Source organism: Parascardovia denticolens DSM 10105 = JCM 12538 (genome assembly GCF_001042675.1).
Lineage (GTDB): Bacteria > Actinomycetota > Actinomycetes > Actinomycetales > Bifidobacteriaceae > Scardovia > Scardovia denticolens.
Map to the genome: position 1 here is coordinate 444,560 of NZ_AP012333.1, position 24,534 is coordinate 469,093.

The 24,534-nt window shown below is 53.6% G+C and carries 24 protein-coding genes; 19 read left to right on the plus strand and 5 right to left on the minus strand.

Going from position 1 to position 24,534, the window contains the following annotated elements:
- The first annotated feature begins 22 nt into the window (after nucleotides 1-22).
- Complete coding sequence (argF, locus tag PSDT_RS01910; protein WP_006290631.1) at nucleotides 23-1,129, plus strand: ornithine carbamoyltransferase; 1,107 nt, start codon at nucleotides 23-25, stop codon at nucleotides 1,127-1,129.
- 168 nt (nucleotides 1,130-1,297) lie between these two features.
- Here argF and rnc read toward each other — a convergent pair whose 3' ends face one another.
- A complete protein-coding gene (rnc, locus tag PSDT_RS01915; RefSeq protein WP_006289738.1) occupies nucleotides 1,298-2,170 on the minus strand; it encodes a ribonuclease III in 873 nt (290 codons plus the stop codon).
- 457 nt (nucleotides 2,171-2,627) lie between these two features.
- On the opposite strand from rnc, the gene PSDT_RS01920 reads away from it, so the two are divergent.
- The gene (locus PSDT_RS01920; protein WP_006289739.1) at nucleotides 2,628-3,773 is read left to right on the plus strand and encodes a quinone-dependent dihydroorotate dehydrogenase; all 1,146 of its coding nucleotides are present in this window, start codon (nucleotides 2,628-2,630) and stop codon (nucleotides 3,771-3,773) included.
- A gap of 179 nt (nucleotides 3,774-3,952) precedes the next feature.
- On the opposite strand, the gene PSDT_RS01925 is transcribed toward PSDT_RS01920, so the two are convergent.
- Entirely contained in the window at nucleotides 3,953-5,185 is a 1,233-nt protein-coding gene (locus PSDT_RS01925; protein ID WP_006289740.1) for an NADH:flavin oxidoreductase/NADH oxidase, read from the minus strand.
- A 182-nt stretch (nucleotides 5,186-5,367) separates the two neighbouring features.
- On the minus strand, nucleotides 5,368-6,006 hold the full coding sequence (locus PSDT_RS01930) for a vitamin K epoxide reductase family protein (RefSeq protein ID WP_006289742.1): 639 nt from the start codon (nucleotides 6,004-6,006) through the stop codon (nucleotides 5,368-5,370).
- 146 nt (nucleotides 6,007-6,152) lie between these two features.
- Here PSDT_RS01930 and PSDT_RS01935 point away from each other — a divergent pair, with 146 nt between their 5' ends.
- The 15 genes from PSDT_RS01935 (at nucleotide 6,153) to PSDT_RS02005 (ending at nucleotide 20,642) form a co-directional block, all read left to right on the plus strand.
- Nucleotides 6,153-7,061, plus strand: a complete 909-nt coding sequence (locus tag PSDT_RS01935; protein WP_006289743.1) for a PHP domain-containing protein — start codon at nucleotides 6,153-6,155, stop codon at nucleotides 7,059-7,061.
- A gap of 183 nt (nucleotides 7,062-7,244) precedes the next feature.
- Nucleotides 7,245-7,538, plus strand: coding sequence for a WXG100 family type VII secretion target (locus tag PSDT_RS01940; protein WP_006289744.1), 294 nt, complete (start codon nucleotides 7,245-7,247; stop codon nucleotides 7,536-7,538).
- A 305-nt stretch (nucleotides 7,539-7,843) separates the two neighbouring features.
- A complete protein-coding gene (gene essC / locus PSDT_RS01945; protein ID WP_006290627.1) occupies nucleotides 7,844-12,829 on the plus strand; it encodes a type VII secretion protein EssC in 4,986 nt (1,661 codons plus the stop codon).
- Nucleotides 12,826-13,104 (plus strand): hypothetical protein, encoded by a 279-nt coding sequence (locus PSDT_RS01950; protein ID WP_006289746.1) that lies wholly within the window; start codon nucleotides 12,826-12,828, stop codon nucleotides 13,102-13,104. Before essC ends, PSDT_RS01950 begins: the two co-directional genes overlap by 4 nt.
- A 121-nt stretch (nucleotides 13,105-13,225) precedes the next feature.
- Nucleotides 13,226-13,690, plus strand: a complete 465-nt coding sequence (locus tag PSDT_RS01955) for a DUF5082 domain-containing protein (protein WP_006289747.1) — start codon at nucleotides 13,226-13,228, stop codon at nucleotides 13,688-13,690.
- Nucleotides 13,691-13,785: 95 nt separating this feature from the next.
- Complete coding sequence (locus PSDT_RS01960) at nucleotides 13,786-14,364, plus strand: WXG100 family type VII secretion target (protein WP_006289748.1); 579 nt, start codon at nucleotides 13,786-13,788, stop codon at nucleotides 14,362-14,364.
- Between the two features lie 82 nt (nucleotides 14,365-14,446).
- Complete coding sequence (locus PSDT_RS01965; RefSeq protein ID WP_006289749.1) at nucleotides 14,447-15,823, plus strand: hypothetical protein; 1,377 nt, start codon at nucleotides 14,447-14,449, stop codon at nucleotides 15,821-15,823.
- A gap of 87 nt (nucleotides 15,824-15,910) precedes the next feature.
- Nucleotides 15,911-16,378 carry a hypothetical protein gene (locus tag PSDT_RS01970; RefSeq protein WP_006289750.1) on the plus strand — a complete coding sequence of 156 codons (468 nt, stop codon included), beginning with the start codon at nucleotides 15,911-15,913 and terminating at the stop codon, nucleotides 16,376-16,378.
- Nucleotides 16,379-16,461: 83 nt separating this feature from the next.
- A complete protein-coding gene (locus PSDT_RS01975) occupies nucleotides 16,462-17,049 on the plus strand; it encodes a PsbP-related protein (protein ID WP_006289751.1) in 588 nt (195 codons plus the stop codon).
- Nucleotides 17,050-17,204: 155 nt separating this feature from the next.
- The gene (locus tag PSDT_RS01980) at nucleotides 17,205-17,801 is read left to right on the plus strand and encodes a hypothetical protein (protein WP_006289752.1); all 597 of its coding nucleotides are present in this window, start codon (nucleotides 17,205-17,207) and stop codon (nucleotides 17,799-17,801) included.
- Between the two features lie 4 nt (nucleotides 17,802-17,805).
- Nucleotides 17,806-18,510, plus strand: coding sequence for a hypothetical protein (locus PSDT_RS01985; RefSeq protein WP_006289753.1), 705 nt, complete (start codon nucleotides 17,806-17,808; stop codon nucleotides 18,508-18,510).
- A gap of 134 nt (nucleotides 18,511-18,644) precedes the next feature.
- A complete protein-coding gene (locus PSDT_RS01990; protein WP_006290893.1) occupies nucleotides 18,645-18,887 on the plus strand; it encodes a hypothetical protein in 243 nt (80 codons plus the stop codon).
- 231 nt (nucleotides 18,888-19,118) lie between these two features.
- Nucleotides 19,119-20,051 (plus strand): type II CRISPR-associated endonuclease Cas1, encoded by a 933-nt coding sequence (gene cas1, locus PSDT_RS01995; protein ID WP_006290625.1) that lies wholly within the window; start codon nucleotides 19,119-19,121, stop codon nucleotides 20,049-20,051.
- Nucleotides 20,029-20,334, plus strand: a complete 306-nt coding sequence (gene cas2, locus PSDT_RS02000; protein WP_006289756.1) for a CRISPR-associated endonuclease Cas2 — start codon at nucleotides 20,029-20,031, stop codon at nucleotides 20,332-20,334. The genes cas1 and cas2 overlap by 23 nt, the downstream gene beginning before the upstream one ends.
- A 20-nt stretch (nucleotides 20,335-20,354) precedes the next feature.
- Nucleotides 20,355-20,642 (plus strand): hypothetical protein, encoded by a 288-nt coding sequence (locus tag PSDT_RS02005; RefSeq protein WP_006289757.1) that lies wholly within the window; start codon nucleotides 20,355-20,357, stop codon nucleotides 20,640-20,642.
- A 348-nt stretch (nucleotides 20,643-20,990) separates the two neighbouring features.
- On the opposite strand, the gene PSDT_RS08035 is transcribed toward PSDT_RS02005, so the two are convergent.
- Together PSDT_RS08035 and PSDT_RS08040 are read right to left on the minus strand one after the other, a co-directional pair.
- Nucleotides 20,991-21,545: a hypothetical protein gene (locus PSDT_RS08035; protein ID WP_006289758.1), complete on the minus strand. Its 555-nt coding sequence runs from the start codon at nucleotides 21,543-21,545 to the stop codon at nucleotides 20,991-20,993.
- The gene (locus tag PSDT_RS08040) at nucleotides 21,542-22,648 is read right to left on the minus strand and encodes an ArsR/SmtB family transcription factor (protein ID WP_006289759.1); all 1,107 of its coding nucleotides are present in this window, start codon (nucleotides 22,646-22,648) and stop codon (nucleotides 21,542-21,544) included. Before PSDT_RS08040 ends, PSDT_RS08035 begins: the two co-directional genes overlap by 4 nt.
- A gap of 96 nt (nucleotides 22,649-22,744) precedes the next feature.
- Here PSDT_RS08040 and PSDT_RS02010 point away from each other — a divergent pair, with 96 nt between their 5' ends.
- Both PSDT_RS02010 and PSDT_RS08045 read left to right on the plus strand, forming a co-directional pair.
- Nucleotides 22,745-23,113: a ThiF family adenylyltransferase gene (locus PSDT_RS02010; RefSeq protein WP_006290623.1), complete on the plus strand. Its 369-nt coding sequence runs from the start codon at nucleotides 22,745-22,747 to the stop codon at nucleotides 23,111-23,113.
- The gene (locus tag PSDT_RS08045) at nucleotides 23,110-24,462 is read left to right on the plus strand and encodes an MFS transporter (protein WP_006289760.1); all 1,353 of its coding nucleotides are present in this window, start codon (nucleotides 23,110-23,112) and stop codon (nucleotides 24,460-24,462) included. Before PSDT_RS02010 ends, PSDT_RS08045 begins: the two co-directional genes overlap by 4 nt.
- Nucleotides 24,463-24,534: the final 72 nt, after the last annotated feature.

A 24,534-nucleotide genomic window follows, 5' to 3' on the forward strand; every position in this document is an offset into this window, starting at 1 on the left:
ATCCGCTCAAATCCCTCCAGCTATGGAACCGGCATCGGTCTCTCAGACTTCTCATCCTGCCGAATCCGTTCTTAATCCTTCTGCGAAGGTGAGCGATAACGTCTTCCAAGGCCGCAGCTTCCTCGCCTGCAAGGATTTCACCCCAGCCGAAATCATGTATCTGGTGGACTTTGCCTTCCATCTGAAGAAGCTGAAGAAAACCGGGGTACCGCATAAATATCTGGAAGGCAAAAGCGTGGCCCTGCTTTTCGAAAAGACCTCCACCCGCACCCGGTCCTCTTTCGTGGTCGCCTGCAATGATTTGGGTGCATATCCCGAATTCATGGGGACCGATAGCACCCAGTTGGGCAAGAAGGAATCCGTGGAGGACACGGCCAAGGTGATGGGACGCATGTTCGATGGGATCGAATACCGCGGTTTTAAGCACAGCGATGTGGAGACCCTGGCCCGCTTCGCCGGTGTGCCGGTCTGGAACGGCTTGACCGACGAATGGCACCCCACCCAGATGATCGCGGACTTTATGACCATCAAGGAGAAATTCGGCCATCTCAAAGGCCTGACCCTGACTTTCGTAGGGGATGGTCGCAACAACATGGCCAACAGCCTTTTGGTCGCCGGAACTATGGTCGGCATGAACGTGCGGATCCTCGCGCCCAAGCAACTGCAGCCGGACGAGTCGGTCGTGCGAATCGCCAGCGGATTCGCCCGGCAAACCGGGGGGCGGTTCCTGATCACCGACGATATCGATCAAGGCGTGGCCGGCGCGAATGTCATTTATACCGACGTATGGGTTTCCATGGGGGAGAACAACTGGAAGGAGCGCGTGTCTCTGCTGACTCCTTACCGGGTGACCATGGAGATGATGCGCCGGACTGGCACCCCAGACGACAAGCTCATTTTCCTCCACTGCCTGCCGGCCTTCCACGACACCGAGACCAGTTATGGCAGGGAAATCGCGGAAAAATACGGCATCGAGGAGATGGAGGTGACCGACGAGGTGTTCCGCTCCTCTTATGCCTGGCAATTCGACCAGGCCGAGAACCGCATGCACTCCATCAAGGCCATCATGGCCGCGACTTTGGGCAATCTCTTCATTCCGCAGGGGGCTGTGGACGGCTGCCTGGAGTAGGTGGCTGGTGCCTGTTTGGCTGGGGCCTAGCGCGGACACCAGGAGTAGTGCCTTGCGTGAGTCCCGGCGTATGTACCCGGAGCCTGACAATGAGTAGGCGCCTAGTGTCTGACAATGAGTAGGCGCCTGCCTTGCCAAGTGCCGCTGAACGACTTTTCTTGAGTGATTTTACTCGGCCGTCTGCTCCGACTGGGCTAAAAGCCTCCAAGCTTTTTCGGCCGCATCCAGCTGTGCCTTGCGCTTGCTGGACCCGTGGCCGACCGAGATTTCCTGCCTGCCGCTGGTCTTTCCTGCATCATCCGCAACAGAGCTTTCAGGGTTTTCTGAATGAGCCTTATTCCCCGCAGAAGCCATATTTTCCGCAGTAGCTGTGCTCTTCCCCTGAGCCGTATCCGCATCTGGCTCCTTGACCAGGAAAAGATGGGCCGTGAATTCCAGCCGGTTGCTGGGGCCGCCGACCTCCATCTGATAATTGACCTCACCTAAATCAAGCTCATGAGCCTTGACCACGATGGCCGTCTTCCAATCCAAAGCCGGCCCTTCGGCTGTGTAATAATGCAGATTATCGTCTAAAAGCCTATGGATGACCTTGCGCGCGGTCTCAATTCCGTACTCGACGAAAATCGCGCCGAAAAGGGACTCGACGATGTCGCAAAGAATGGAATCCTTGTCCGCGCCGCCGTCGCGGCGCTCGCCAATGCCCAGCAGAATCATGGGGCTGATCTTGAGCTTGTCCCGGGCGATTTCAGCCAATGACTCTTCAGACACGACTTTGGAGCGGATTTTCGACATCTGGCCCTCCGTATAATTCGGGTGGGCCTTATACAGGGTTTCCGTGGCGACGAGTTCCAGGACGGCGTCGCCGAGGAATTCCAGGCGTTCGTAATTACGGGTTCCGGGGTGCTCGTTGGCGAAAGACCGGTGGGTCAGCGCCTCGATGAGCAGGTCCGGGCTGATGGATACGCCGAGTTCGTCGAAAAGCTCCTGGGCCAACTGGGATGGCGTTTCCGAGGAGGGGTTCTCTTTCTTCGTGTTTGTCATGGTCTCCAGTCTAGGGTGGGCCCGCCACAATCATGTTTTTCCCGGTTGCTTTCGGTCGATCCTAGTGGCGTCCGGTTGCGCTGTGGACTAATTCAAAGTATAAAAAATGAGTGGTTTAAAAGGCGGGGTCGGTTTTTCAACTTTGAGTTAGTACACGCCCGAGGCGACACACACCCGTGGTGGGACACGATCGGTCGCACACGACCGAGTCGGCATGTGTCTAGGGTGGCGCACGGCCAGGGGTAGTGCACGACCGGGGTGGCATACGACCGGTCGCTCTAGTCAACAGCCGACATGGGGCACGTGGATTACGGTGAAGTTTAGGCGGCTCAGGGCTGCCTCCGCCTGGGGGAAAGCGAAACGGCAAAGTCGGTGAAAGTGACTAAAATCCGAATTCTGTAGGGCGGCCTTGGGTCGTCGGAATCGCTGGAATGATAAGAATGATAAAGGGGTCATTATGTCGTACGTCTCGCAGAATCCCGTGCGCGATACCATCAACCGCGTCAGCACGGCGGCATTTTCGTTCGCTTACAAAAATGTGGTCAAGCCGCACATTTTCAACCAGTCCCCGGACGCCGCGCACGACGAGATGATCCGGTTCTGCCAGGTTTCGCGCCGGATCCCACCCCTCATGTGGACCTTGCGGCAGATGCTCGATTATACGGACCCGCTTCTGGAGACGACCGTGATGGGGGTGGATTTCGCTAACCCGTTCGGCCTGTCCGCCGGGCTTGACAAGAATTGCGACCTCCCGGTCGTGCTGGACAACGCCGGCTTCGGTTTCGAAACGGTGGGGTCGACCACGGCCCGCCCCTGCGAGGGGAACCCGCGGCCTTGGTTCCATCGTCTGCCTGAGTACGCTTCCATGATGATCCACGTGGGTCTGGCCAATGATGGGTCCGAGGCCGTGGTTGAGCGGGCCGCCCGCGAGGCCGGGCGGGCGCGAGCGATGAAGCTCTCGGTCTCTTTGGCGCGGACGAACGATGACCTCTGCGGCGATATCGACGAAGGAATCGAAGATTACAAGACTTCCCTTCTACGGGCCGCCGACCGGACGCATATGGTGGAGATCAACATCTCTTGCCCGAACACCCGCAAAGGGGAGCCTTTCACGCAGGCGGGGAATCTGGACCGGCTTTTCACCGAGCTGGACAAGGTGGACCACAGCCAGCCCCTTCTGGTCAAGATGCCGCAAAGCCTGCCCTGGCCCCGGTTCAAGGAATTGCTGGATGTTTTGGTCGAGCACAAGGTGGATGGCGTGACCATCGCCAATCTGCGCAAGGACCGCACCGGGCTGGAGGTGCCCCCTGAGTGGGAGGGAAGCCTGTCAGGTCTGCCCTGTGTCGGTCCCAGCAACAAGCTGATCGCGCGGACTTACCGCGATTATGGGGACAGGATGGCCATCGCCGGCGTCGGTGGCGTTTTCACTCCGCAGCAGGCTTATGACAAGATCAAGGCGGGCTCCAGTCTGATCATGTTCATCAGCTCTTTGATGTATCGCGGACCGCAGAACATCACCACTTTGAAGCGCGGTCTGGCGGACTTGCTCCGGGCCGATGGCTATCAGTCGGTCTCCCAGGCGGTAGGGGCTGACATTCGTTAGAAGTTTTCGCTTGCAGTCGCGGCCGCGGCCGCAGTCGCAGCTGCGGCCGCTCTGGCGCTCTCCAGGTATCCAACAGACATTAGCTAGGTATCCGCTAGGTACGCGCCGACTGGGTATCGGCTAGGTATCCGACAGGCACCTGCTAGCCTCGGGTCGGTCAGACGCCACTCCTCCGATCTTCAGCGACTGGTGCCGTAGGCCCCGCGCACGTACTGCGGCGGATAAGGCGCCTGATACCGGTCCAGGCCCAGCTTGTCGGCGGCCCGCAGCGGCCAGTAGGGGTCACGCAAGGCGGCCCGGCCGATTTCCACCACGTCGGCTCGGCCCTCGGCCAGGATTTTCTCCGCCTGCTTGGGCTTGGTGATCAGGCCAACGGTGGTCACGGGGATTTCCACTTTCGAGCGGATTTCCTGGGCGAAGGGGACTTGGTAGTTCGGCCCCGCGGGAATCGACACGCCGGAGAGCATGCCGCCGCTGGAAACGTCGATCAGGTCGATTCCCCTCTCTTTCAAGGCTTTGCCCAGTTCCACGCTTTGGTAGACATCCCAGCCGCCGTCGGCCCAGTCGGTGGCGGACAGCCGCACGATGACGGGCAGGTCGTCAGGCCAGACCCCGCGGACGGCCTCGGCCACTTCCAAGGCGAAGCGGATGCGGTTGATGAAGGGGCCGCCGTATTCGTCGGTCCGATTGTTGATGAGGGGATCCAGGAATTGGGAGATGAGGTATCCGTGGGCCCCGTGGATCTCCACCATCTGGAAGCCCGCAGCCCGGGCCCGCAGGGCGGCTTGACGGAAGTCCTCCACGATTTGGTGGATTTCCTCCGTGGTCAGGCCGCGGGAGGGGGCGAAATTCTTGTTGTAGGGAGTATCGGTGACTCCCACGGTCTGCCAGCCGCCTTCGTCCCCGGGCACGGAAGCGTTGATATGGTCCAGGCTGAAACAGCCGGAGGAGCCTTTCCGCCCAGCGTGGTTGAGCTGGATGGCGGGTACCGCGCCGGCTTGGCGGATCCCTTCGGCGATCCAGGACCAGGCCCCGATTTGGTCGTCGTTCCACAGGCCTAGGTCGCACGGGGAGATGCGGCCTTCCGGGCTGACGGCCGTCGCCTCGGTGATGATGGCCCCGAATCCACCCAGAGCGCGGGATACGTAATGCTGATAGTGGAAGGAGGTCGGCTTGCCGTCGTGGGCGAAGGCCGAATAGGTGTCCATCGGGGGCAGCCAGATGCGGTTGCGGAAGGTCAGGCCCCGCAGGGTCAGCGGCTGGAAGAGGTGGGGGAGGGCCGGAGTTTCGGCCGCGCTTGTCTCGGCGGCAGCGGTCTTTTCGGAGACTGCTCCGTTCTCGCCGGCGCTTGAGTCCAAGGCCTTGGCGGACTTTTTCCCTGCCCCGTTCTTGTTCTTCTTCGACTTTGCCATCCGGACCTCCTTGAACGAATCATTCCCCGATGTCCCCCTGTCGGCTGCCGGCGGTTCACGAATGATGGACCTTATCCTCGAGAGACGGGTGGATTGGTTGGTTGCTTTTATTTTATCTGACACCTGGTGCAAAACACTTGGTGCAAATGTACGCGAGTGTAAATGCGCCTGTCTGTGCGGTCTTATCCGAAGATGGCGTTTCCGTGTTTGATGAGGATGAGGGCGATGAGGATGGCGAGCCAGACCACATCCACCAAAAGGTCGATGTTGAGCCGATAATAGGCGGGGATGGCCTTGGGCCTTCCGGAGGGCAGGTTTTGCACGGTCAGGCTGGCATGGGTGAGGGCCATGAATTGGATGGTTGTGGCGAACATCAGTCCCAGGCACCAGGGGCAGAGGGCGTTGATCACGTAAAGGGACTGGGAGAAGAGCCAATAAGCGTACATCAGGGCCGCCAGGCTCCCCAGCCAAGTGCAGATGGCGAACCAGCGGGGAACGGCCACGCGAGCCAGACCGATGACGGCGATGGTCACGAAAACGGATTCGGCCGCGATGCCGAAGAAGGCGTTGGGAAAGCTGAGACCGCCGAATTCGATGAATTCCGCCTGCCAGCTTTCGGCCACGGTGGAGCAGGAAACCGCCGCGTTGACGTCGCAGGAGAGTTTTTGGCCCGGGTGACGGGCCAGCTCCAGGGTCTCAGCGGACAGGGCGAAAGAGACGATCAAGGCCGCGATGCTGGCCAGGAGTGCGATCAGGTAGGTCCAAATGGGGCCATGGCGTCGGCCGGTTCGTTGCCGATTCTCTGTGGTGCTCATGGTCATTCATTATAGACCCGGTTCGCTGGTTGGATTCCGCTGATTGGATTTTGTTGACCTGATTCTGTTGGCAGGATTTAGCTGGCCAAGTTCCGCTGGTTGGATTCCACTGACCCGGTCCGCTGACCGCCGGCCGCCTTAAGATGAGGGGTATGACCGAAGGCGTAAAGAATAAGAACGAGGAGGCCTCCCCCGAACAGGCGGCGGTGGCCGATGGCTGGGACCTGCATTGCCATACGACTTTCTCCGATGGGACGGTCACCCCCCAAGGCATGCTGGATCAGGCCTCCCGGCTGGGCTTGGCCGGGGTCGCGGTGACCGATCACGACACCACGGCCAGCTGGGTCCCCGCCAAGGAGTCCGCCCTCGACCTGCCTTTCCCCCTCATCCGCGGCACGGAGATCACCTCCCAGTGGGGCAAAACCAGCGTGCATCTGCTGGCTTATCTCTATGATTGCCAGGATCAGGCCATACTGGACCTGTTCGCCTACACCCGCGAAAGAAGGCAGGAGCGGGCCAAGGAGATGGTCAAGCGGATCTCCCGCGATTATCCGATTTCCTGGGAGGACGTCCAGGCCCAGATCAAGTCCGGTTCCCAGACCACGGTCGGTCGCCCCCATATAGCCGACGCCCTGGTCGCCGCAGGGGTCTATCCCACCCGGTCCGCCGCCTTCGCCGGCGTCATCTCCTCCCGTAGCCCCTATTACATCCCGGTCTATTCGCCCGATGTGGAGACGGTGGTGAAGACCGTCAAACAGGCCGGGGGAGTGGCGGTGGTCGCCCATCCCGCCGCCGTCAGCCGCAACAAGGTCCTCCTGCCCGACGAGGAGATCGAGCGCCTGACCGATCTGGGGCTGGACGGTCTGGAAGTGCGGCATCGGGATAATCCTCCCGACCAGCAGGAAAGGCTGAACCGTCTGGCCGGACGACTGCATCTGCTGGTCACCGGCGGATCCGACTGGCATGGTCAAGGCAAACCGAACCGTTTGGGGGAGAATCTGACCGACCCCGAGACGGTCGCGGAAATCATCAGGAGAGGGCGGATCCGGGTCCTGGCTTAAGGGGACGACAGGCCCGAAAGGCCGGGATTCCAACGGTTCAGGCTCCAATCTAACCGCCAGGGGTGGTGGATATCCGAGGATCATATTAGAATGTGAAGAGAGATTGACCGAAAGTCAGCCAATCTCCTCTGAAGATGAAGTCGCTCCTCACGGAGTGAAGATGGTTAAGGAGGATTCTGTTTTATGGCAGGTCAAATTCGAATTACCCCGGATCAGATGCGTTCTCGCGCGGGTGAATACCGCAACGAGGCGAACAAGATTCAAGATGTTATCTCCAAGATGGACTCGTTGCTGAACCAGCTCCAGTCCGAATGGGAAGGTCAGTCCGCTCAGGCTTATGCTCAGAAGTTCGCTGAGCTGCGCCCCGGCTTCGTGAAGGCCGAGGACCTGACCAATGACATTGCCAAGAGCCTGGACGCGACCGCCCAGTCTCTCGAGTCCACCGATCAGAACATCGCCAGCCAGTTCCGCAGCTAGTCGGAGCTCCTGCGGGAGCTCCTTGCGGCCGGGTCGTGCGGGATGCCGGGTCGCGTAAGGTCAGGGAAGCGATTCCCGGATTTTGCTCCGGTCTTCGGCTCTTTCGCGAAAGGCGATGAAAGACAAGGGTAGGGCGACGCCATCGATTGGTTTCGGTGGTCTTCGCCCTACTCTTCTCTTCTTTTCCTCTGATTTTCTTTTTTACTTCTCCGGGTCCCCGGAGTTTTCCTTTTACCTGCGGATTCTCCGCTTCGGTCGGGTAAAGACGGCCCGACTCAGGCGAAGAGAAGGGACGGACATTCGGCATGGAGTCCACGGCGCTCATCACCATTTACGATTCCGGGGGAGAGACCACGATACGGCTTGTCTTGGGGGCGGAAGGGGTTCTGCCCCTGTCCCTTTCCTCCCGTGGTCGTGGTTCCCTGCCTCAACCTGAGCCGACGGGCGGGCGAGGGCCTTCTTCCGATGAAGGGCAGACCAGGGCGGTCGGCATCCAGCAGGTCTCCGTCCCCGGCCAGGGGATGGTCCAAACCAATCGGGCAGGTGCGGCCGCCGAAGGCGGTGAAAGCACCCTGGCCAGCGGGGTCGAAACCGGTATCGGGACCAGGACCGAGACCGTCGCGAAAATCCGGGTGAACAAGAGCGGGGCCGTTCTTTCGGCCATGTCCGGCTACACGGTGCGCCCCCTGCCTATGGGGGAGACCCCAACGGACGGAAAATCCGCCGCCTCCTTCCCCCTCGACGTCAGCAGGCAATCCTTCTATCGGATTGAACCGGCCGGAAGGCACTCCGCGGGGGAGGAGGCCCCGGACCGTCGCTCCTGTCTGCTCTATATCCGCCCGTCCGAACCAGGGGCGAAGCGGTACGGGAAGATCGCCTTCGGCTCGCGCCGAATCGTGTCCTTCGGGTCGGCCCCTCAGACGGATTTCCGCTATCAACACCCGCTGGTCTCACCGGTGAGCTTCACCCTGCAAGCCCAGGGGCCCGCCTTCGCCTTGCAGACCCAGGCGGCCGCGGACTTGGTCACCGTCAATGGAAAACCGGTCCCCCATCAGACGGCCGTCAGATTATCCGTGGGGGACGTGGTCTCCCTTTTGGATATGCGGATCGGCATCGGCAGCCGTTTCATCAGCATCAATCATCCCGCCCAACTGGCCATTTCGGACCAAAACCCCGATTTGCGGCCCCTGACCCATGAAGGCATCCTCGCCACCAGCCCCATCGTCTCCTCTCAGGATGGGTCGGCCGCGACTGGGCGGCATGGGCAGGCCGACTCCGAGGGGGAGGAGGCCGCAGGCGACCAGGGGGATTTCTTCCCCGCCCCCCGGCTGATGAGGACCATCCATCGCCGGAATTTCACTTTGGACCCGCCCCCCGCCAAAGAGGGGGAGAAGACCTCCCCGGCCATCATGCAGCTGGGACCCTCCTTCCTCATGGGAATCGCCTCGGTCTTCATGGTCTTCTCCAGCGTATCCCGGCTTCAGTCCGGAGACAGCATCATGACCGTCATGCCTACCATCGCCATGGCCGTGGCCATGGTGGCCGGCATGGTCATCTGGCCGATCATCAGCAATTTCTATGACAAACACCGCCGTAAACGCGACGAAGAGAAGCGCGTCAACCGTTATTCCGATTACCTGAACCGGGTGGAGATGGAGATGCGCAAGGAAAGCAGGGTCCAGGCGGACATCCTGCGGGAGAATCGGGTCTCTCCCGTCACCGTCATGCAAAGGGCTCTGGACCAGTCTCCTGAGCTGATGAACCGGGGGCCGGCCCATGCCGACTTCATGGAATTGCGCCTGGGGATTGGCCAGGAGGAGTTGCAGGCGGACCTGCGCTACCCTGAAGAACGGTTCACCCTGGACAGCGACATCCTGGCCGACCGGGTGGCCCGCATGCGCAAGAACAAGCCTGTGGTCTCCTCGGTCCCCCTGGCCATCGATCTGAAAAAGGACCGGGTCTCGGGCCTGGTTGGCCCGCAAGCCCTTCTCTGGCCGGTCATGCGGGGCCTGATCGTCCAATTGAGCGGCCTGTATTCCTACAATGAGGTGAAGATCATCTGCATCGTCAACCCCCAGGACGAAGGGGAGTGGGGCTTCGTCCGCCGCTTGCCCCATGTCTTCAGCGACGACAGGCAGACCCGCCTGATCGCCTCCACCCCGGAGGACATGATCCAGATCGACCGCTTCCTGCAGAAGCTCTACGATGAACGCTCCTCTCAACACCTGATGAACGGGCAGACCTACCCCGGAACCCAGTACGTCGTCTTCTGCGCGGACAGGGAGCTCCTCTCCCGTTCCCCCGCCTTGGACAAGTGGTCCCAAGGCGGCAAGAGCCTGGGCGTTTCCCTGATTTTCAGCGGCCGGAGCATCCGCGACCTGCCCAATGCCTGCACTTCGGTCATCACCGTCGCCGATCCGGAGTCCTCCCTGCCCTCCACCTATGTTCGCAGGGACGACGTGGAAGGCAGCAGCCAGAGTTTCGCCTGCGACATCATGGTTTCGGTGGACGACGCCGAACGTTACGCTTCGGCCTTGAGCGGCGTCCGCCTGAAGAAGTCCCAGACCGAAATCGCCAACAGCTTCCCCAGCTCCCTCAGCTATATGGGCATGCAGAAGGTGGGGAACACGTCCGACCTCAACATCGCCGGCCGCTGGCGGGAGCATGACGCCAGCCGCACCCTGGCCACCCAGATCGGGGTGGACGCGCAGGGCCAGCCTTTCATCCTGGATCTGCATGAGGATTCGCATGGCCCCCACGGGCTCATCGCCGGCACCACCGGCTCCGGCAAGTCCGAGCTGATCATCACTTACATCCTGTCTTTGTCCCTTGACTACGCCCCGGATGAGGTCTCCTTCGTCCTCATCGACTATAAAGGCGGCGGTCTGGCCGGGGCCTTCGACAACAGCCGTTACCGTCTGCCCCATCTGGCTGGGACCATCACCAACCTGGATGGGTCGGCCATCAACCGGTCCCTGGTAGCCATTCAGAGCGAGCTCAAACGTCGGCAGCTGCTTTTCAACCAGGCCAGGGAGGTCACCGGGGAACCGACCATGGACATCTATAAATACCTGTCCTACTTCCGTCAGGGGATAGTCACCACCCCCATGCCCCACCTGTTCATCGTGGCGGACGAGTTCGCCGAGCTGAAACAGCAGGAGCCGGAGTTCATGGCGGAGCTCATTTCCGCGGCCCGCATCGGCCGATCCCTGGGCGTCCACCTGATTCTGGCCACTCAGAAGCCGTCCGGCGTGGTCAATGACCAGATCTGGAGCAACTCCCGCTTCAAGATCTCACTCAAAGTGGCCGATGGGGGCGATTCCAAAGAGATGATCCGCCGACCGGACGCGGCTGAGCTCAAGAACCCCGGGCGTTTCTACCTCCTGGTCGGCTACAACGACTACTTCGCACAAGGGCAGAGCGCCTACACCGGCACCCGTTACATCCCCCAGGAGGAATTCCAGGAGCGGCATGACGATATGGTCTCTTTGATCGGGAACACGGCCGAACCTCTGGCCGTCCTCCGTCTCCCCTCCCGGAAAGAGGAGTCCAAGCAGACTGAGCTGGACGCCGTTTTGGACAAAATCTGTGAGACGGCCGACGACCTTGGCATCCATTCCCGGTCCCTCTGGCTGGAGCCCCTGCCTGACCGGATGACGGTGGATGACTTCCGCCGCCGCTTCCCCCACCGGACCGTTGACGACCCGACGACCGTGGTCTGCCAGATCGGCATCGTGGATGACCCCTCCCGGCAGGACCAGCACCCCCTTTCCCTCGATTTCGCCGCCATCGACAGCCTGATCGTCTACGGGCAGACCTCTTTCGGAACGGAGAGCGTGGTGTCCGCCATCTTCGACGTTCTGATTCGGGATTATGGTCCTGACGCCGTCAACCTTTACGCCTTCGACATGGGCGATGGCGGTCTGGCCTCCTTCGAGAAGGCCCCCCAGGTCGGTGGGGTGGCCCTGATCGACGATAAAGAGCGGGTCTCCAGCCTCATGAATTACCTGTCCCGGGTCATCCGAAACCGCCGTCTCCTCCTGTCCTCTTTGGGGGAAAGGTACGAGGATTACCTGGCTGAGCACCGGCAAGGGGACTCGACCCCGCCCATGCAGCGGATCATCGTGGCTTTGACGAACATGGTCGCCTTCACCGAGGCTTACCCCCAGTTCGCTGACAGGCTGGTCGACCTGGTGCACGAAGGCCCCCGGTACGGGGTGCATTTCGTGGTCACCTCGTCCGGTTTCAACCAGGTCAACTGGCGGCTTCGCGCCCTTTTCGGCCTTTCCATCGTGACCGCCTTCGCCAGCGAGGACGAATACGGCTCCCTGCTCGGCAGCATGTCAGGAACGGTCCCTCCCCGCCATTACCTGCGCGGCCTTCTGATGGAGAAGGGCGAGAAGCATGAGTTCCAGGTGGCGGACGCCGGTTCCAACCACGAAATCCGCGAACGGTGCCAGCAGCTGGAGGGGTCCTGGGACGGACTCCGGGCGGCCCCTATCCCTCACCTGCCCGCTGTCGTCTCCCCCGGCGTCTTCCTCACCTCAGGGGCGGACCTTTCCCCTCGCCGGATTCCTCTGGGATTCGACAAACAGCAGGTCAGCCCTTTCCTGGCCGACGGATCCAAAGCCCCGGCCTTCATCGTCACCGGGAACGATTCCGAGGCCCTGGCGGACTTCGGCAAAGGGCTTTGCGCCCTCTACCGTTCCCTGTCGGTCAAAGACGGCCGTCAGGTGCTGGTCGTCGACCCAATCAAGATCATCGGACAGCGGTCGATGCGGCAGGCTTCCGGCCTTGGCGGCGAAACATCCGATCCGTCGGGTTTCCAGGTGGCGAACGAAATGAAGGATATCAACGAGAAGATCGCCAAGGTTCTGGACGGTGGCCTGTCGCCTTCGGCCATCGTCTTCACCGACATCATCCAGACCTTGGACAGGCTGTCGTCGGAGACGTCCGGGAAACTCAAGTCCTACATCGAAGGGAACGAATACCGGGACACGACCAATCTGATCGTTCTCATGGAAAGATGGCGTGTGGAAAGCGTCTATGAACCCTGGATGAAAGCCTTGAGGGCCAACCCGCAGGGGCTGTGGATCGGGGAGGGGATCAAACAGCAGTCGGTCTTCCCGAATTCGAACATGCCTTCCGAGATGAACCAGGCCCAGACCCAGACCGATGGATGGGTCTTCTACCGGGGGGACAGGCGGCCCTTGAGGGTCCTGCATCTGCCCACCGAGAATGCGGCCCCAGCGGTCCCTGGCCGGCCTGAGGGCATGGAGGAGGAATCATGAATGAACGGGTCATCATGAACGTTTTCGTTCCGGCAACGGGGAAGGAGGCGGAATTCCTCATACCGGTCGACATGACCGTGCAGGATTCGCTTCTGCTCATCTGCGAGATCCTCGCCTCCACCCAACCTGACCTCTACCAGGCCGACGGCCAGGCCGACCTGGTCATCCGGGAGCAATCCCCCTGGCAGGGGGCCATGCTGAATCCGCGGGATACTTACCGGCACTTGATGAGGCTGGGCATGATTTCCCCGGGAGCGAAACTGGCCCTCCTTTAGGCCTGCCGACGGATGGATACAGGGTCTCCATCGGATAGGCATTGACTCCAGATGAAGATCGATTTGGCTTTAGCTCGAGGTAAAATCAAAACGAGCTTGAAAAGATAGAGAAAGGGTCCTTATGGCCGATAATCAAGACAAACAGGCGCAAATCGACTCGCTGACCACGAGCAGGAACAACTTGCAATCGCAAGCATCTGAATTGCAAGGGCAGGTCAACGTTCTAAGCGGCAAGATCGCGGAGCTTAAGGCGAAGCTTGCCAAGGCGAAGACTTTTGACAGCGATGTCGATTCGTCTTTCAAACAGAAGCAGTCCGACCTGGAAACGCAGCTTAACTCCAGTGCGAGTCTTCTGAACGAAGCCGTCGATGACAATGAAATCGGGGATGCTCTGAAGAAATTCAACAAGGATACGGACAGCAAAGTTTCGACCGTTCATGACAAGGTCAAGACGCTCATCGATCGTCTTTCTCAAGAAATAGAGAGGCTTCAAGGGCAGTTGTCCAGCGCGCAGAAATCTTTGGATAGCACGAATTCCCAGCTGGATTCGACCGCTTCCCAGTTACAGGATCTTCAGAATTCATGAACCGATGCGTCCGCCCTTCCATCCTGACATAAAAGGGTCGGGGCATGCGGAGTCAAAGAGAAAATAATTTCACGAATCGAACTTGGAGGTGAAAAATGGCTGATTCCACGAAAAAGGGGGAAATCAAGATCGAACCGGATAAAGTGAAAACTGCCGGTGAGGATTTCAAAAAGAAGGGAGGAACGGTCCACGATTTAGGAAACAAAGCCAGGGAGTGGTCCGATGATATGCAATGGGGAGAGGGGGCGGCGCATGATGCCATCCTTAACCGCTTCACGCAAATCACCACCGCTGCGGATGGCATCAAAACCGGTCTGGAGACATATGGCACCAACCTTGATCAGACTGCGACCACCCTGGAAGGTGTGGATTGCGAAGTTTCCACTGATTATAAGACAGGGGGCGCCTCCAGCGCTGATGATTCGTTCAATGAAAAAGATGGGGCGAGTCTTGTACGAGGGCATAGGTCGAGTCATTCAACGACGATTTACGCCGAAAACAATGGCGATGAAACCACCGTCGGGGCAGAGCATGAGGAGTCCTATCATCATGTGGATGGCGACGGTTCGACTTCAACCCATGATAAGACTTCGGTCTCGGCCAGCTCTTCCAGCACCCGTACCACGGCCTCTGCCTCTCATCAGTCCTCAATGTCTTCAACCCGGAAACATTAACGAGTCGTTCCAGCCGCTCAGGCGGCAGGGGAGCCCGGGAAAGTCATCCCCTGCGAAAAGGAAGTTATAAGGAGGCAAAAACATGTTCCGTATCGATGTGGATGGTCTGAAAAACGCGGCGGACGCCGCCAAAACGACCAAAGGCGATTTTGAAAACGAATTTGATGGGGCCAGAAAGGCGAATTTCGATGTCTTGGACGGACAAAGCGGCGTATGGGCCCAAGGCGCCGAAAAATCGTATAATCTGGTGGATGTGTCGATGACGGCTTTTAAAAGTGCTTTCGACTCATTCTCTTCATCTTTGGCAGAGGCGTCTTCGGATGCGTCTGACTCGCTGAAACCCAAATACAAAGAACTGTTCGCGGAGGTCGGGTCCTCCCCGAGCAACGATCAGCGGATCAGCTGCAATCCGGACAGCAATTTCGGCAGCAGCATCTCCGATGCCGCGCAGAAAGCGCAAGACATGGCCAAAGAGGCATCCGACCTGATTTCACACGCTTCTGACCTCGACAATGAATGCGGAGAAAGGGACGCGATTATCTCGAGTTTGAATGAGGTCAAGTCCTATACGAATGACGAAGCTGAAAAATTCAACAATGTCAAGACGAAGTGGGACACCTTATCCCAGGCCGTGAAGGCATTCGACAACACCTATTCCTCGAAATTCTCCGGTGACTTCGTGACCGCTGACATGGAAAGACAGGCTAAGACAGCGTCAGCCCAGGCGATTGTCCAGCATTTCCTCCTTTCCGGCGACAGCGCCCAGTCCTCAGACGTGAACACGAATTATGCGGATGGCTCAAGTGGCGTCACATTCGAGATCGGCGATGATGGGGAGATGAAGATCGGTGGAGATGTTTCCAAGGCATATCATCTTCTTAATGCCAGCGGCAGCGTTGATAAGAATCTGACGATTCTTGGCATCAGCGGCGAAGGTAAGATGAGCGGAAGCGTCGACGTCGGAGCCGGGGCCAGCGCCAGCGGCAGCGTTAACCAGTATGGGGCTAACGGCGAGGTTTCCGCTTATGCTGGTGTCAAGGCCACTGGTGACGCCAGCCTTGAATTCGGCAAGAATCTTCCCTTCGGAGGGGCAGGGGTGTCCGCCCATGGAGAGGCCTTCGCCGGAGCGGAGGGAACTGGCAAAGTCCAGGCTGGCTACAATCCCGATGATGATTCCTACGGGTTGAATGCCAGCGGAGAAGTTTTCGCCGGCGCGAAGGCGGAAGGGAATGTCAGCGGGCATGCTGGGCCTTTCTCCGTCTCCGCCGATGCTTCGGTCAGAGCCGGGGCTGGTGTGGGAGGCGAGGCCGGCGTGAATTTCAAGGACGGAAAGTTGAGCGTCAACTTTGGCGGGAACGCTACCGCCGGAGTCGGGGCCGGCTTCCATGTATCCGGTTCCGTCGATGTCAAATCGATCGTCGATGGAGGGGCGGACCTCGTCCACCATCTCTTCAGCTGAAAAACGGCCGTCTGCCTGAAAGCGCCGCCACCTGTTGCAAAACCGACCATTCCCGTATAATCAGATAAAATAAATTGGAGGTTCATTATGTTAACTTTTCCCGATGAGATGACCGTCGCGACCCCGCGCTTCTCTTTTGACGTCCCTCAAGGTTGGGAGGTGACGCATGTCGATCATGTCCTTTTCTGCCTGATCCGACAGCGTGAGGATTCTTTCTCTCCGAATTTGGTGGTTTCGCATGACAGGCGGGTCGCTTCCATCACTTCCGAAGAAATTATGGCGGAGATGGATGCCTATGTGGGGTCTTTGCAGAATGTCAAGGTCACCGCTCGGAAAGGTGGAAAAGACCAGAACGGACAGGAATGGGACGTCATGGAATACGTTTACGACCATCAGGTAGGCCAGTTGGCTTGCTGCTTGGCCGTTCTGACGTCCTGGCACGATGGTGTGGCCGATTCCTATCAATTCCAGGCTTCAGCTGCCGGTCCCAGCGCCGCTGACGATTTGAAGGACGTGCATCAGGTCATCACTTCCGTGCGCCTGTTGGAGGACTAGAATCACGGCTGACGAGGTAAAGATGACCGCTCAGTGCTACAGTGGCCAGAGTAAGTCGAAATAGAAAGAAACGGGGTTCATGAATGAACAGTAAACCATTCAAACGTATTTCAGTCGTCGTCGCTTCCTTGGCTCTCATGACAGGTCTGGCCGCCTGCGGTTCCTCCCAGTCGACTGCCCCATCGGCGAACAAAGCCACTTCCTCCGTCACTGCCCCCCAGGGCTGGAAGCAGTTCACGTCCAAGGATCTGGGCTATTCCGTCTATTTCCCGGGCGTTCCGGAGAAGGACACCTATAAGGATCCCACCGGCGCTTATGCCCGCTATTCGACGGTCAATGACAAGGATCACATCAACTACGCTGTGTCCGTCACCAAATTCACCCGGAAGCAAGTCGAAGACTCCAAGGGGTTCAATGACGCGCAGAAACGTAAGGTCTTGACCAATGTCGCTCGTCTTCTGCAGATTGACAAGTATTCCTTCACCACCGTGGACGGGCATATGGCCATTTCCTACACCGGTCACGATAGCGAGGACTCCTCGGTGATCATGCGTCGAGAGGTCGTTTACTCGTCCGCTGGCATCTATGGCCTCGAATCCTTTGGAACTTCCAGCTCGGAATACAAGCAGTTCGTCGATACCTTCCGTCTCCTGGACGCCGACCGTTCCTAGAAGATAGAAGAGAGCTTTTCGACCAATGCCCGATGGCGGCACGGCCCCGATTGAGCAGGAAAGACATGATACGGTCGTCCCATCAGGTCCCGGAAAAACTGAGATGAAGTTTGCGAGCTGCAGTGGAAAGCTGTGGAAAGAAAAAGAGGTTTGATATGAAAAGGTCTTTCAGGCGGATTTCCGCTGTCATAGCAACGATGGCTTTCATGACTGGTTTGGCCGCCTGCGGTTCCTCCCAAGAATCGAAGGGAGGCTCACAACCAGATTCCTCCGCTTCCTCGACTCTCATCCCGCATGGATGGAAAAAATTCACATTCAAGTTGATGGGGTATTCCGTCTGCTTCCCTGGTACCCCGGAAAAGGATACCTATAAGGATAACGGCGGATCCTATGTACGTTACTCGACTGTGGACAAGAATGACAACATCAACTATGCGGTGTCCGCCAGCCAGTTTTCCTCCAAGCAGACCGAGGAGTCGAAGGAATTCAGCGAATCGCAAAGGCGCAAGGTCTTGTCTAATTACGCCCATCTCATGGGGGTGAAAGAAGGGGAATACACTTTTACCACGGTCGATGGGCATACAGCCATCACTTATATGGGCCATGCCTCGGAGGATTCCTCTGTCATCCTGCGCAGAACCGTGGTCTTCTCTCCGGCTGGATTCTATGGATTGGAAGCTTTTGGCGTTCCCCAAAAGGAATACAAGCAGTTCGTCGATACCTTCCAGCTTTCCGAAGATACGCAAGAATGAAAGGATGGCTTCCATGATTTTCGCCACTGGCTCTACCTACTCCCAGGGGACGCCCGCCCCGGATTGGATGGCTCCCGTCATGGGGGTCGTGATCGGTCTGGCCATCATCGCCGGAATCGTCGCCGCCATCTTCGGCATCAAGGCCCATATCCAGGGAAACGATGTGCGCAGAAGCCTGGGGGCCGCCCAGGCCCAGAAAGCGGCCCAGGCCTTCGGCGGCGTGTTCTACACCAACGTCGGCGCGGCTTTGAGCGGCAGCTACGAACAGGTCAGGGACGCCCACGCCCCGGCCACCCATTTCCTGGCCCTGGAAGATCATTTCGAGGAGCACTGCCAGCGGAAAGAGGTCTGGATCCCCCTTTCCTACGGTCCCTTCGCCTCCGGCAAGAACCGCTATCTGCTCAATTACGTGCGCATCCAGCGCCCTTATGGGTCTTTGGCCGCCTACCTTTTCCGCTATGACGACCCCGTCGTCGATTGGCATCAGGCGGCCGTCTGCGACATCTTCCCCGGGCCGGACCAGTCCGCCCAGGCCCAGGCGCTGATGGCCCGCGACCATCAAATCCTGGCCAACACCCTCCAGGGGATGGTGGGCCTGCGAAGCCTGTACACCGATGAAGTCGTGGACTCCCACCAGATCATGATGATGAACGACTACATGCCCACGAAGGTCAACGACCTTTACAAGGCCTTGCTTTCCCTGGGATAGGCCCAATCCGGCCTTCCACTTTCGGTTTTCGGCCTTCCCCTTCCACCCGCCGTCTTCGTCGCGCCGGGTGGATTTTTGTTTTCATTTGAGATAAAATGCAAGTGAGTCCGGAAAAGAAAAGAGAAAGGGTCCTTATGGCAGGAAACCAGGAAACGCAATCACAGATCGATGATCTGACGGGAGCAAGAAACGACTTGCAGTCCCAAGTGTCCGATTTGCAAGGACAAATCAACAGCCTGAACTCCAGAATCGCCGATTTGCAGGCCAAGCTGGCCACAGCCCGGACTTTCCATTCCGATTTTTCCTCCTCCGCCCAAAAAGACGGGGCGGATCTCGATTTGAGCCTCGATACCAGCGCCGACCTGTTGCAGATATGAACTAATCTCCGCTAGAAGGAGACGTAGTAAAAAGCGAGAGCGTGTATCGGAATCCTTGGATTTCGATACACGCTCTCTTTAGATTTAGGGGCCAAGAAAGCTCGTTGCAGTAGACCAGACATATAATTTATAATTGACGCATAGGTTATATTCGAGAGAAAGAAATTAACACCAAATGAAATAGTAGGATGTTGATTCATCGGCAGGTCCTTACTTCGGGAGGGGTAAAGGGTGAAGAATATAGTTTATGTGGAGAATGAATGTTTTGTTGGTGTCACTAAAGAAGGACTAAAATTTTCAAATATCAAGACAAAGGAAAAGAAATATCTGACCTTTGATGATATTAGTACATTGGTGTTTGATAATAGAAAGTGTTATCTATCGGAGCGAGTGATTGAATATTGCATTCTCAATCACATTCGGATTTTATTCTGTGACCGAAGCCACTCTCCTTTAGAAATGATCGAGACCACCTACAATCAGGAACACCGCTATGAACGCTTGAAAAAGCAACTAACCTTAACTAGTAAGGTGAAGAAGCGGATCTGGCGAAAGATTGTAATTCAAAAGATTGAAAACCAAGCTCGTTGTTTGGAACTAAACGAGGCTAATGCAGATGACGTCGCATTAGTTCGCTCTGTTTCAAATACCGTTGTTGATGGTGATGAGCATAATGGGGAAGCCGTCGCAGCAAAAAACTACTTCAAGGTCTTATTTGGTCAGTCCTTTAAACGGGGACGAACGAAGGATATTCAAAATGCAAGTTTAAACTATGGCTATGCAATCATCCGTGCAGAAATTAGGCGGCTGTTGGTGATGAAGGGATTTGAACCAAGCTTTGGGATTCACCATGAATCGACTGCGAACCCGTACAATCTCGCTGATGATGTGATTGAAACCTACCGTCCGTTTGTTGATAACTACATTACAAAGAATATTCTTCTTAGTGAAGACAACGAGTTCGATGCTGAGGAACGGAGATTGCTTGTCAGAATTCTTCTTGAAAAGTGTGTCATTAATGGGCAAGTAATGCATTTAAGTGATGCAATTCATCTGACCGTTGATACCTTAACTACCTGCATTGAAAACAATAGTTCAGGGAACCTGAATCTCCCTTCGTTTATCGAAGGGGGGATTCAATATGATTTTGTTATTGAGTTTTGACCTTTCACGCAATACTAAGGCTGAGCGTAAACAAGCTACTAAGTACCGGAAGCGCTTGGTTGAGCTAGGATTCATGATGAAGCAATTTAGCCTTTACGAACGAGAAGTAGTTTCTAAACAGACAAAGCAGAGGCTAATTGAGATTTTGAAGAGCAAAATTCCTGATACCGGATTGATAACTCTCTATCAATTATCCAATGCTGTTAATGATCAACAAATTACTATTTTAGGTGACAATGCTATCTTGAAGTCGGTTGGGAAACCGCAATTGATAGTTATTTAATTTCAAAGTGAGGGGTAACTATGCGAGTCTGGGCGAAGGTGATTAAGACGGACATCACGACCTTTAGCTCGATTAACATTGCCCACGCCGTTTTTGGGTTTCGGCAGATGGGCGCTGAAATCGTTGAATACGAGAATTTGGATCAAATTTATGGTCAAGCCACCAAGGACGATTTGGTGTTGGACTACGTTTTCCAAAGTCAGGAGATCTTCCACAAGTTTGGCGTGACTCCGGATCTGCCCGATTATTCGCCGGTACTTAAGCCGTATTTGGGGCGCAAAAATCTGGAAGGATACATTTGCCAGTGAAGCATTTCTCGACAATAAAATCAAAGATTGATCTAGCAGAACAGCCTGCCGCATATTTAGACTCGATAATGTCACGATACTCATCTAATTTACTACGGCGCCTGTGGCGTTGATGATTATAACTTGGATCTTGGCCATTTAAGGCCCGTAAATATGCAGCCTTTACTGTTCGTGGATCAGCACCATATTGTCGAGCAATAGCCGTGTAGTTTGGTTTTATGTCTTCTATCACGAAATGTTTCATCCTTTCGTAAACGTCGTTGCGCATACTCTTCACTTCCTCATCAAATAGATAAGGTGAGTATACAAAAAATGTAGGAAAACCGACAATTTTAAACCGTCGATTTCCTACATTTTAATTCCGCCATCTACAAGTTCTACTTTTCGACTTTCGATTAACTTACACAAATCGTCTTCCAATAAATAATTTAGAAGATCATTTCCTATTCTTCCTCCAAGGTGGAAATTTCGCTCCGAGAAATCTAAGCAACAGGGTACGGTGGTTTGATTTACTTTACAAAACTCGCTGAATATATTTTTCCCTTTTTCAGTAAGAGAATAGTTAACTTTATCAGAAGTAAAGATTAGATATTTAAGCTCAGCATACCTAAAAATAGTGACACCTAGTTTTCCACCAAGATGATGTAAACAGGTTCTTGCAATTCCTAAATTACTAATGGTATTTCTACTATCCAACATGTTATTACTGGCATTACCTAATTTCGTTACATTGTAGCTCATTTTATTTTTGTAATACCATCTACCGTAAAAATGTAATGAAATAATAGTTTTATCACACTGAAGTTGACTTATTACTTCTTCTCTGCTTAAATGGCAGACTTTTGACAGTTCATTAACAGTCAACCATTTATTACAGGTAAGTGCACTATTTACAACTCTCATTTGTTATCATCTCTCATAAAATCTAAAAAATTAGGAACTAACTCAAATATTCTATTTGTTATTTGATAAAGAACGAACTTTTTTTGTTTTGTGGTTCTTAGTAAATTTGCTTCTTTTAATATTTGTAAATGCCTGGATACAGTCGAGGTACCTAGTGATAAAAGCTGTGACAGTCCTTGTGTAGTACAAGGTGACTTCGAAACGGTTTTCAAGATCTGAAGTCTGGTTGGTTCACTAAGAGCCTTAAAAGTTAATAATAGTTCTTTTGGTGTATAAATTAGATCTGCTCTTTTTTGTAGTCCGTAAGTAATGACCACTCCATTTTTAAATGTATCAACGAATAGATGAGGCCAAGTAAAAAAACTTGGTATGAGCATAATTGTGTCAGTATCTTTAAGATCAATTTCTCTCTCAAAAGGCTTATTAATAATTAAAGTATCATTTTTCCAGTGCATACGGGCTACTTGCAATTCATCTATAGTACTTCGAATACCATGAATATTAATTGAGTTCGCCCGTATCTTGATTTCCTGAAATAACAGTTTTTTAATATTATCTTTTTCCCAAACCGCAGAAAAAACATTGTCATTATACTTAACGATAAATTTAAAAAAACGGTTAATGACAGTTTGCGGGTTACCACTAAGGTCTTTTATAAGTAATGGATTCCGTTTAATAGAAAAATCCTGCCATTCAAGACCTTTAGCTAAATTTGGAATAAACGTGTTACTTCTATCGTGATTTAAGGTGGATAACTCATTAATTAGTCCATTTACATTACTTTGCCTACTAAGAAAAGCGCGAAGCATGGATAGTTCATCCTTTAGATTACTAGCATTGTATTGAAAATTACAAAGTACAGTGGGAGGAACACCTAATTCATATACAGGACTAAAGTAGTACAAATTATCAATATCCTCTTTATCCAATTGTTCCATTGTCTTTAAGGCCCAATCTACAACCAACCCATGATGCCTAGGATTCATCAAGACATGAAGACTTCTAAGAAGTTCATTCAGTGGTGAATAAACAAACTGAAATCTTTGAGTTAGTGTCTCGTCTGTTACAGTAGAGTATTTACTAAAGTTTATCCTAATAGTCATTTTGTCCTCTTTGATTCGATATTTCTTGAATCGATTGATTGTTAATTAGATTTATATTAGCATAATTAGCACAATCTAACAAGGAGGATTAATAGAATGATTCACGCCAAAAAGCACTTAAAATACACAGCAATCCCAAACGAAGAGATGTATTGGGAAAGGGGAAATCGTAGTTTGGGTTGGCTCGGTGACACCAAACAGGAACAACATAATAAACAAGAAAAATCGAAAAATATTGTAATTGGAATAGGAGGACAACTTGCACAACGGTTGGTTCGAATAGGTATTCGAAATCTAAAATTTGCAGACCCAGATACATTTGATATTTCAAATGTGAATAGGCAAATGGGTGCTGATCTGCAACATATTGGAAAAAATAAGGCAGAAGTTGTTGCAGAAATGACTTACAGCTTGAATCATGATGTAAATATAGACTTTCATTCTTTCTTGGAGAATACGCTATGAATATAAGAACTAAAGAAAATTTAGTCGTTATAGTTGCTGGCATAGGAATGTTATTATCAACATTAGATACAGGGATTATCAATGTTGCACTACCATTTTTTAAATCTTACTTTGAAACTACAGCAGACATTGCTGCTATTGCAGTTACGGGTTATACTATTAGCCTTGCTGTTTTTATTCTTCCTTTTGGACTACTTAGTGATAAATTTGGTAAACTATCGTTCTCGTATATTGGACTGATAATTTTTGGGCTTAGCTCATTACTTTGCGGACTTTCAGCTAATATTCAAATGTTAATTATGTTTCGAATTTTCCAAGGTATTGGTGCAGCTGCATTACAAGCAACATCAGCCTCTTTAATTACTACCTTAGTTTCTGCTGAAAAATCCAGTTCTGCTATCGGAGTTTTAGGAATTATGATTGGTGTCGGACCTGTACTTGGTCCTTCATTAGGTGGATTGCTACTATCATTAAATAGTTGGAGAGGAATATTCTGGTTAAACATTCCGTTCGTCCTTCTGGGACTCATTTGTAATCACAAATTAATTACAGAGATCTCTGAGAATAAATACGCTAAACACATTGATTACCCTGGAAGTCTTACTAATGGACTATTTGTGATACTGCTTATTAGTGGATTGTCATTGCTAAGCTCACATAGTATTATTGGGATAGCATTAATAATTGCTAGTTTAATAGCTGTAATTATCTTGTTTAAAGTAGAAAGAAATAAAGAAACTCCTGTTGTCAATGTAATAAATCTTATTCAGAATAAATCACTACTGGTATATCTATATGAAACGATTGCCTTTGGCTTTGCTTCAGCCATAATCTTTCTTATGCCACCTTATTTGTTTGAAACTGTCTTTAAATTAAATTCAGGATTGACGGGTATACTGGTACTAGGTGCACCTATAGGTCTAGTTTTATTTTCTAGAATATCTAGTGCACATAATAATGGTTTGAAAGATAATTCCTTTTCTAAAGTCGGATTATCTATTATTCTTTGTTCATTACTACTCTTGAGCCTATATCAAACATCTTTACCATATATTTTAGTTACAATATGTTTGTTTATTTATGGTGTGGGTGGTGGCTATTTCCAACCGGCGAACATATCTGTAATTATGAAAACTACTGATATCACTTCACAGGGTAGTATTGGGTCACTCCAACGAATGGTTCAAAATGTTGCTATTGCTATGGGTACAGCAACAGGTTCAGTATTTTTAAACATGTGGTCTCATGAACTAGTAACAGCTATTAAACTTGGTTGGATTACTGCAGGATGCTTAATTATGATTGCAATAGCTCTAGATTTTGCCCTAAATAAAAATAGTTTCAAATAACTCTAAGACTAACAAAAACACCTGTCACACGCGACAGGCACTGATTTGTTTTGCTGAAATGTTAATGGACTT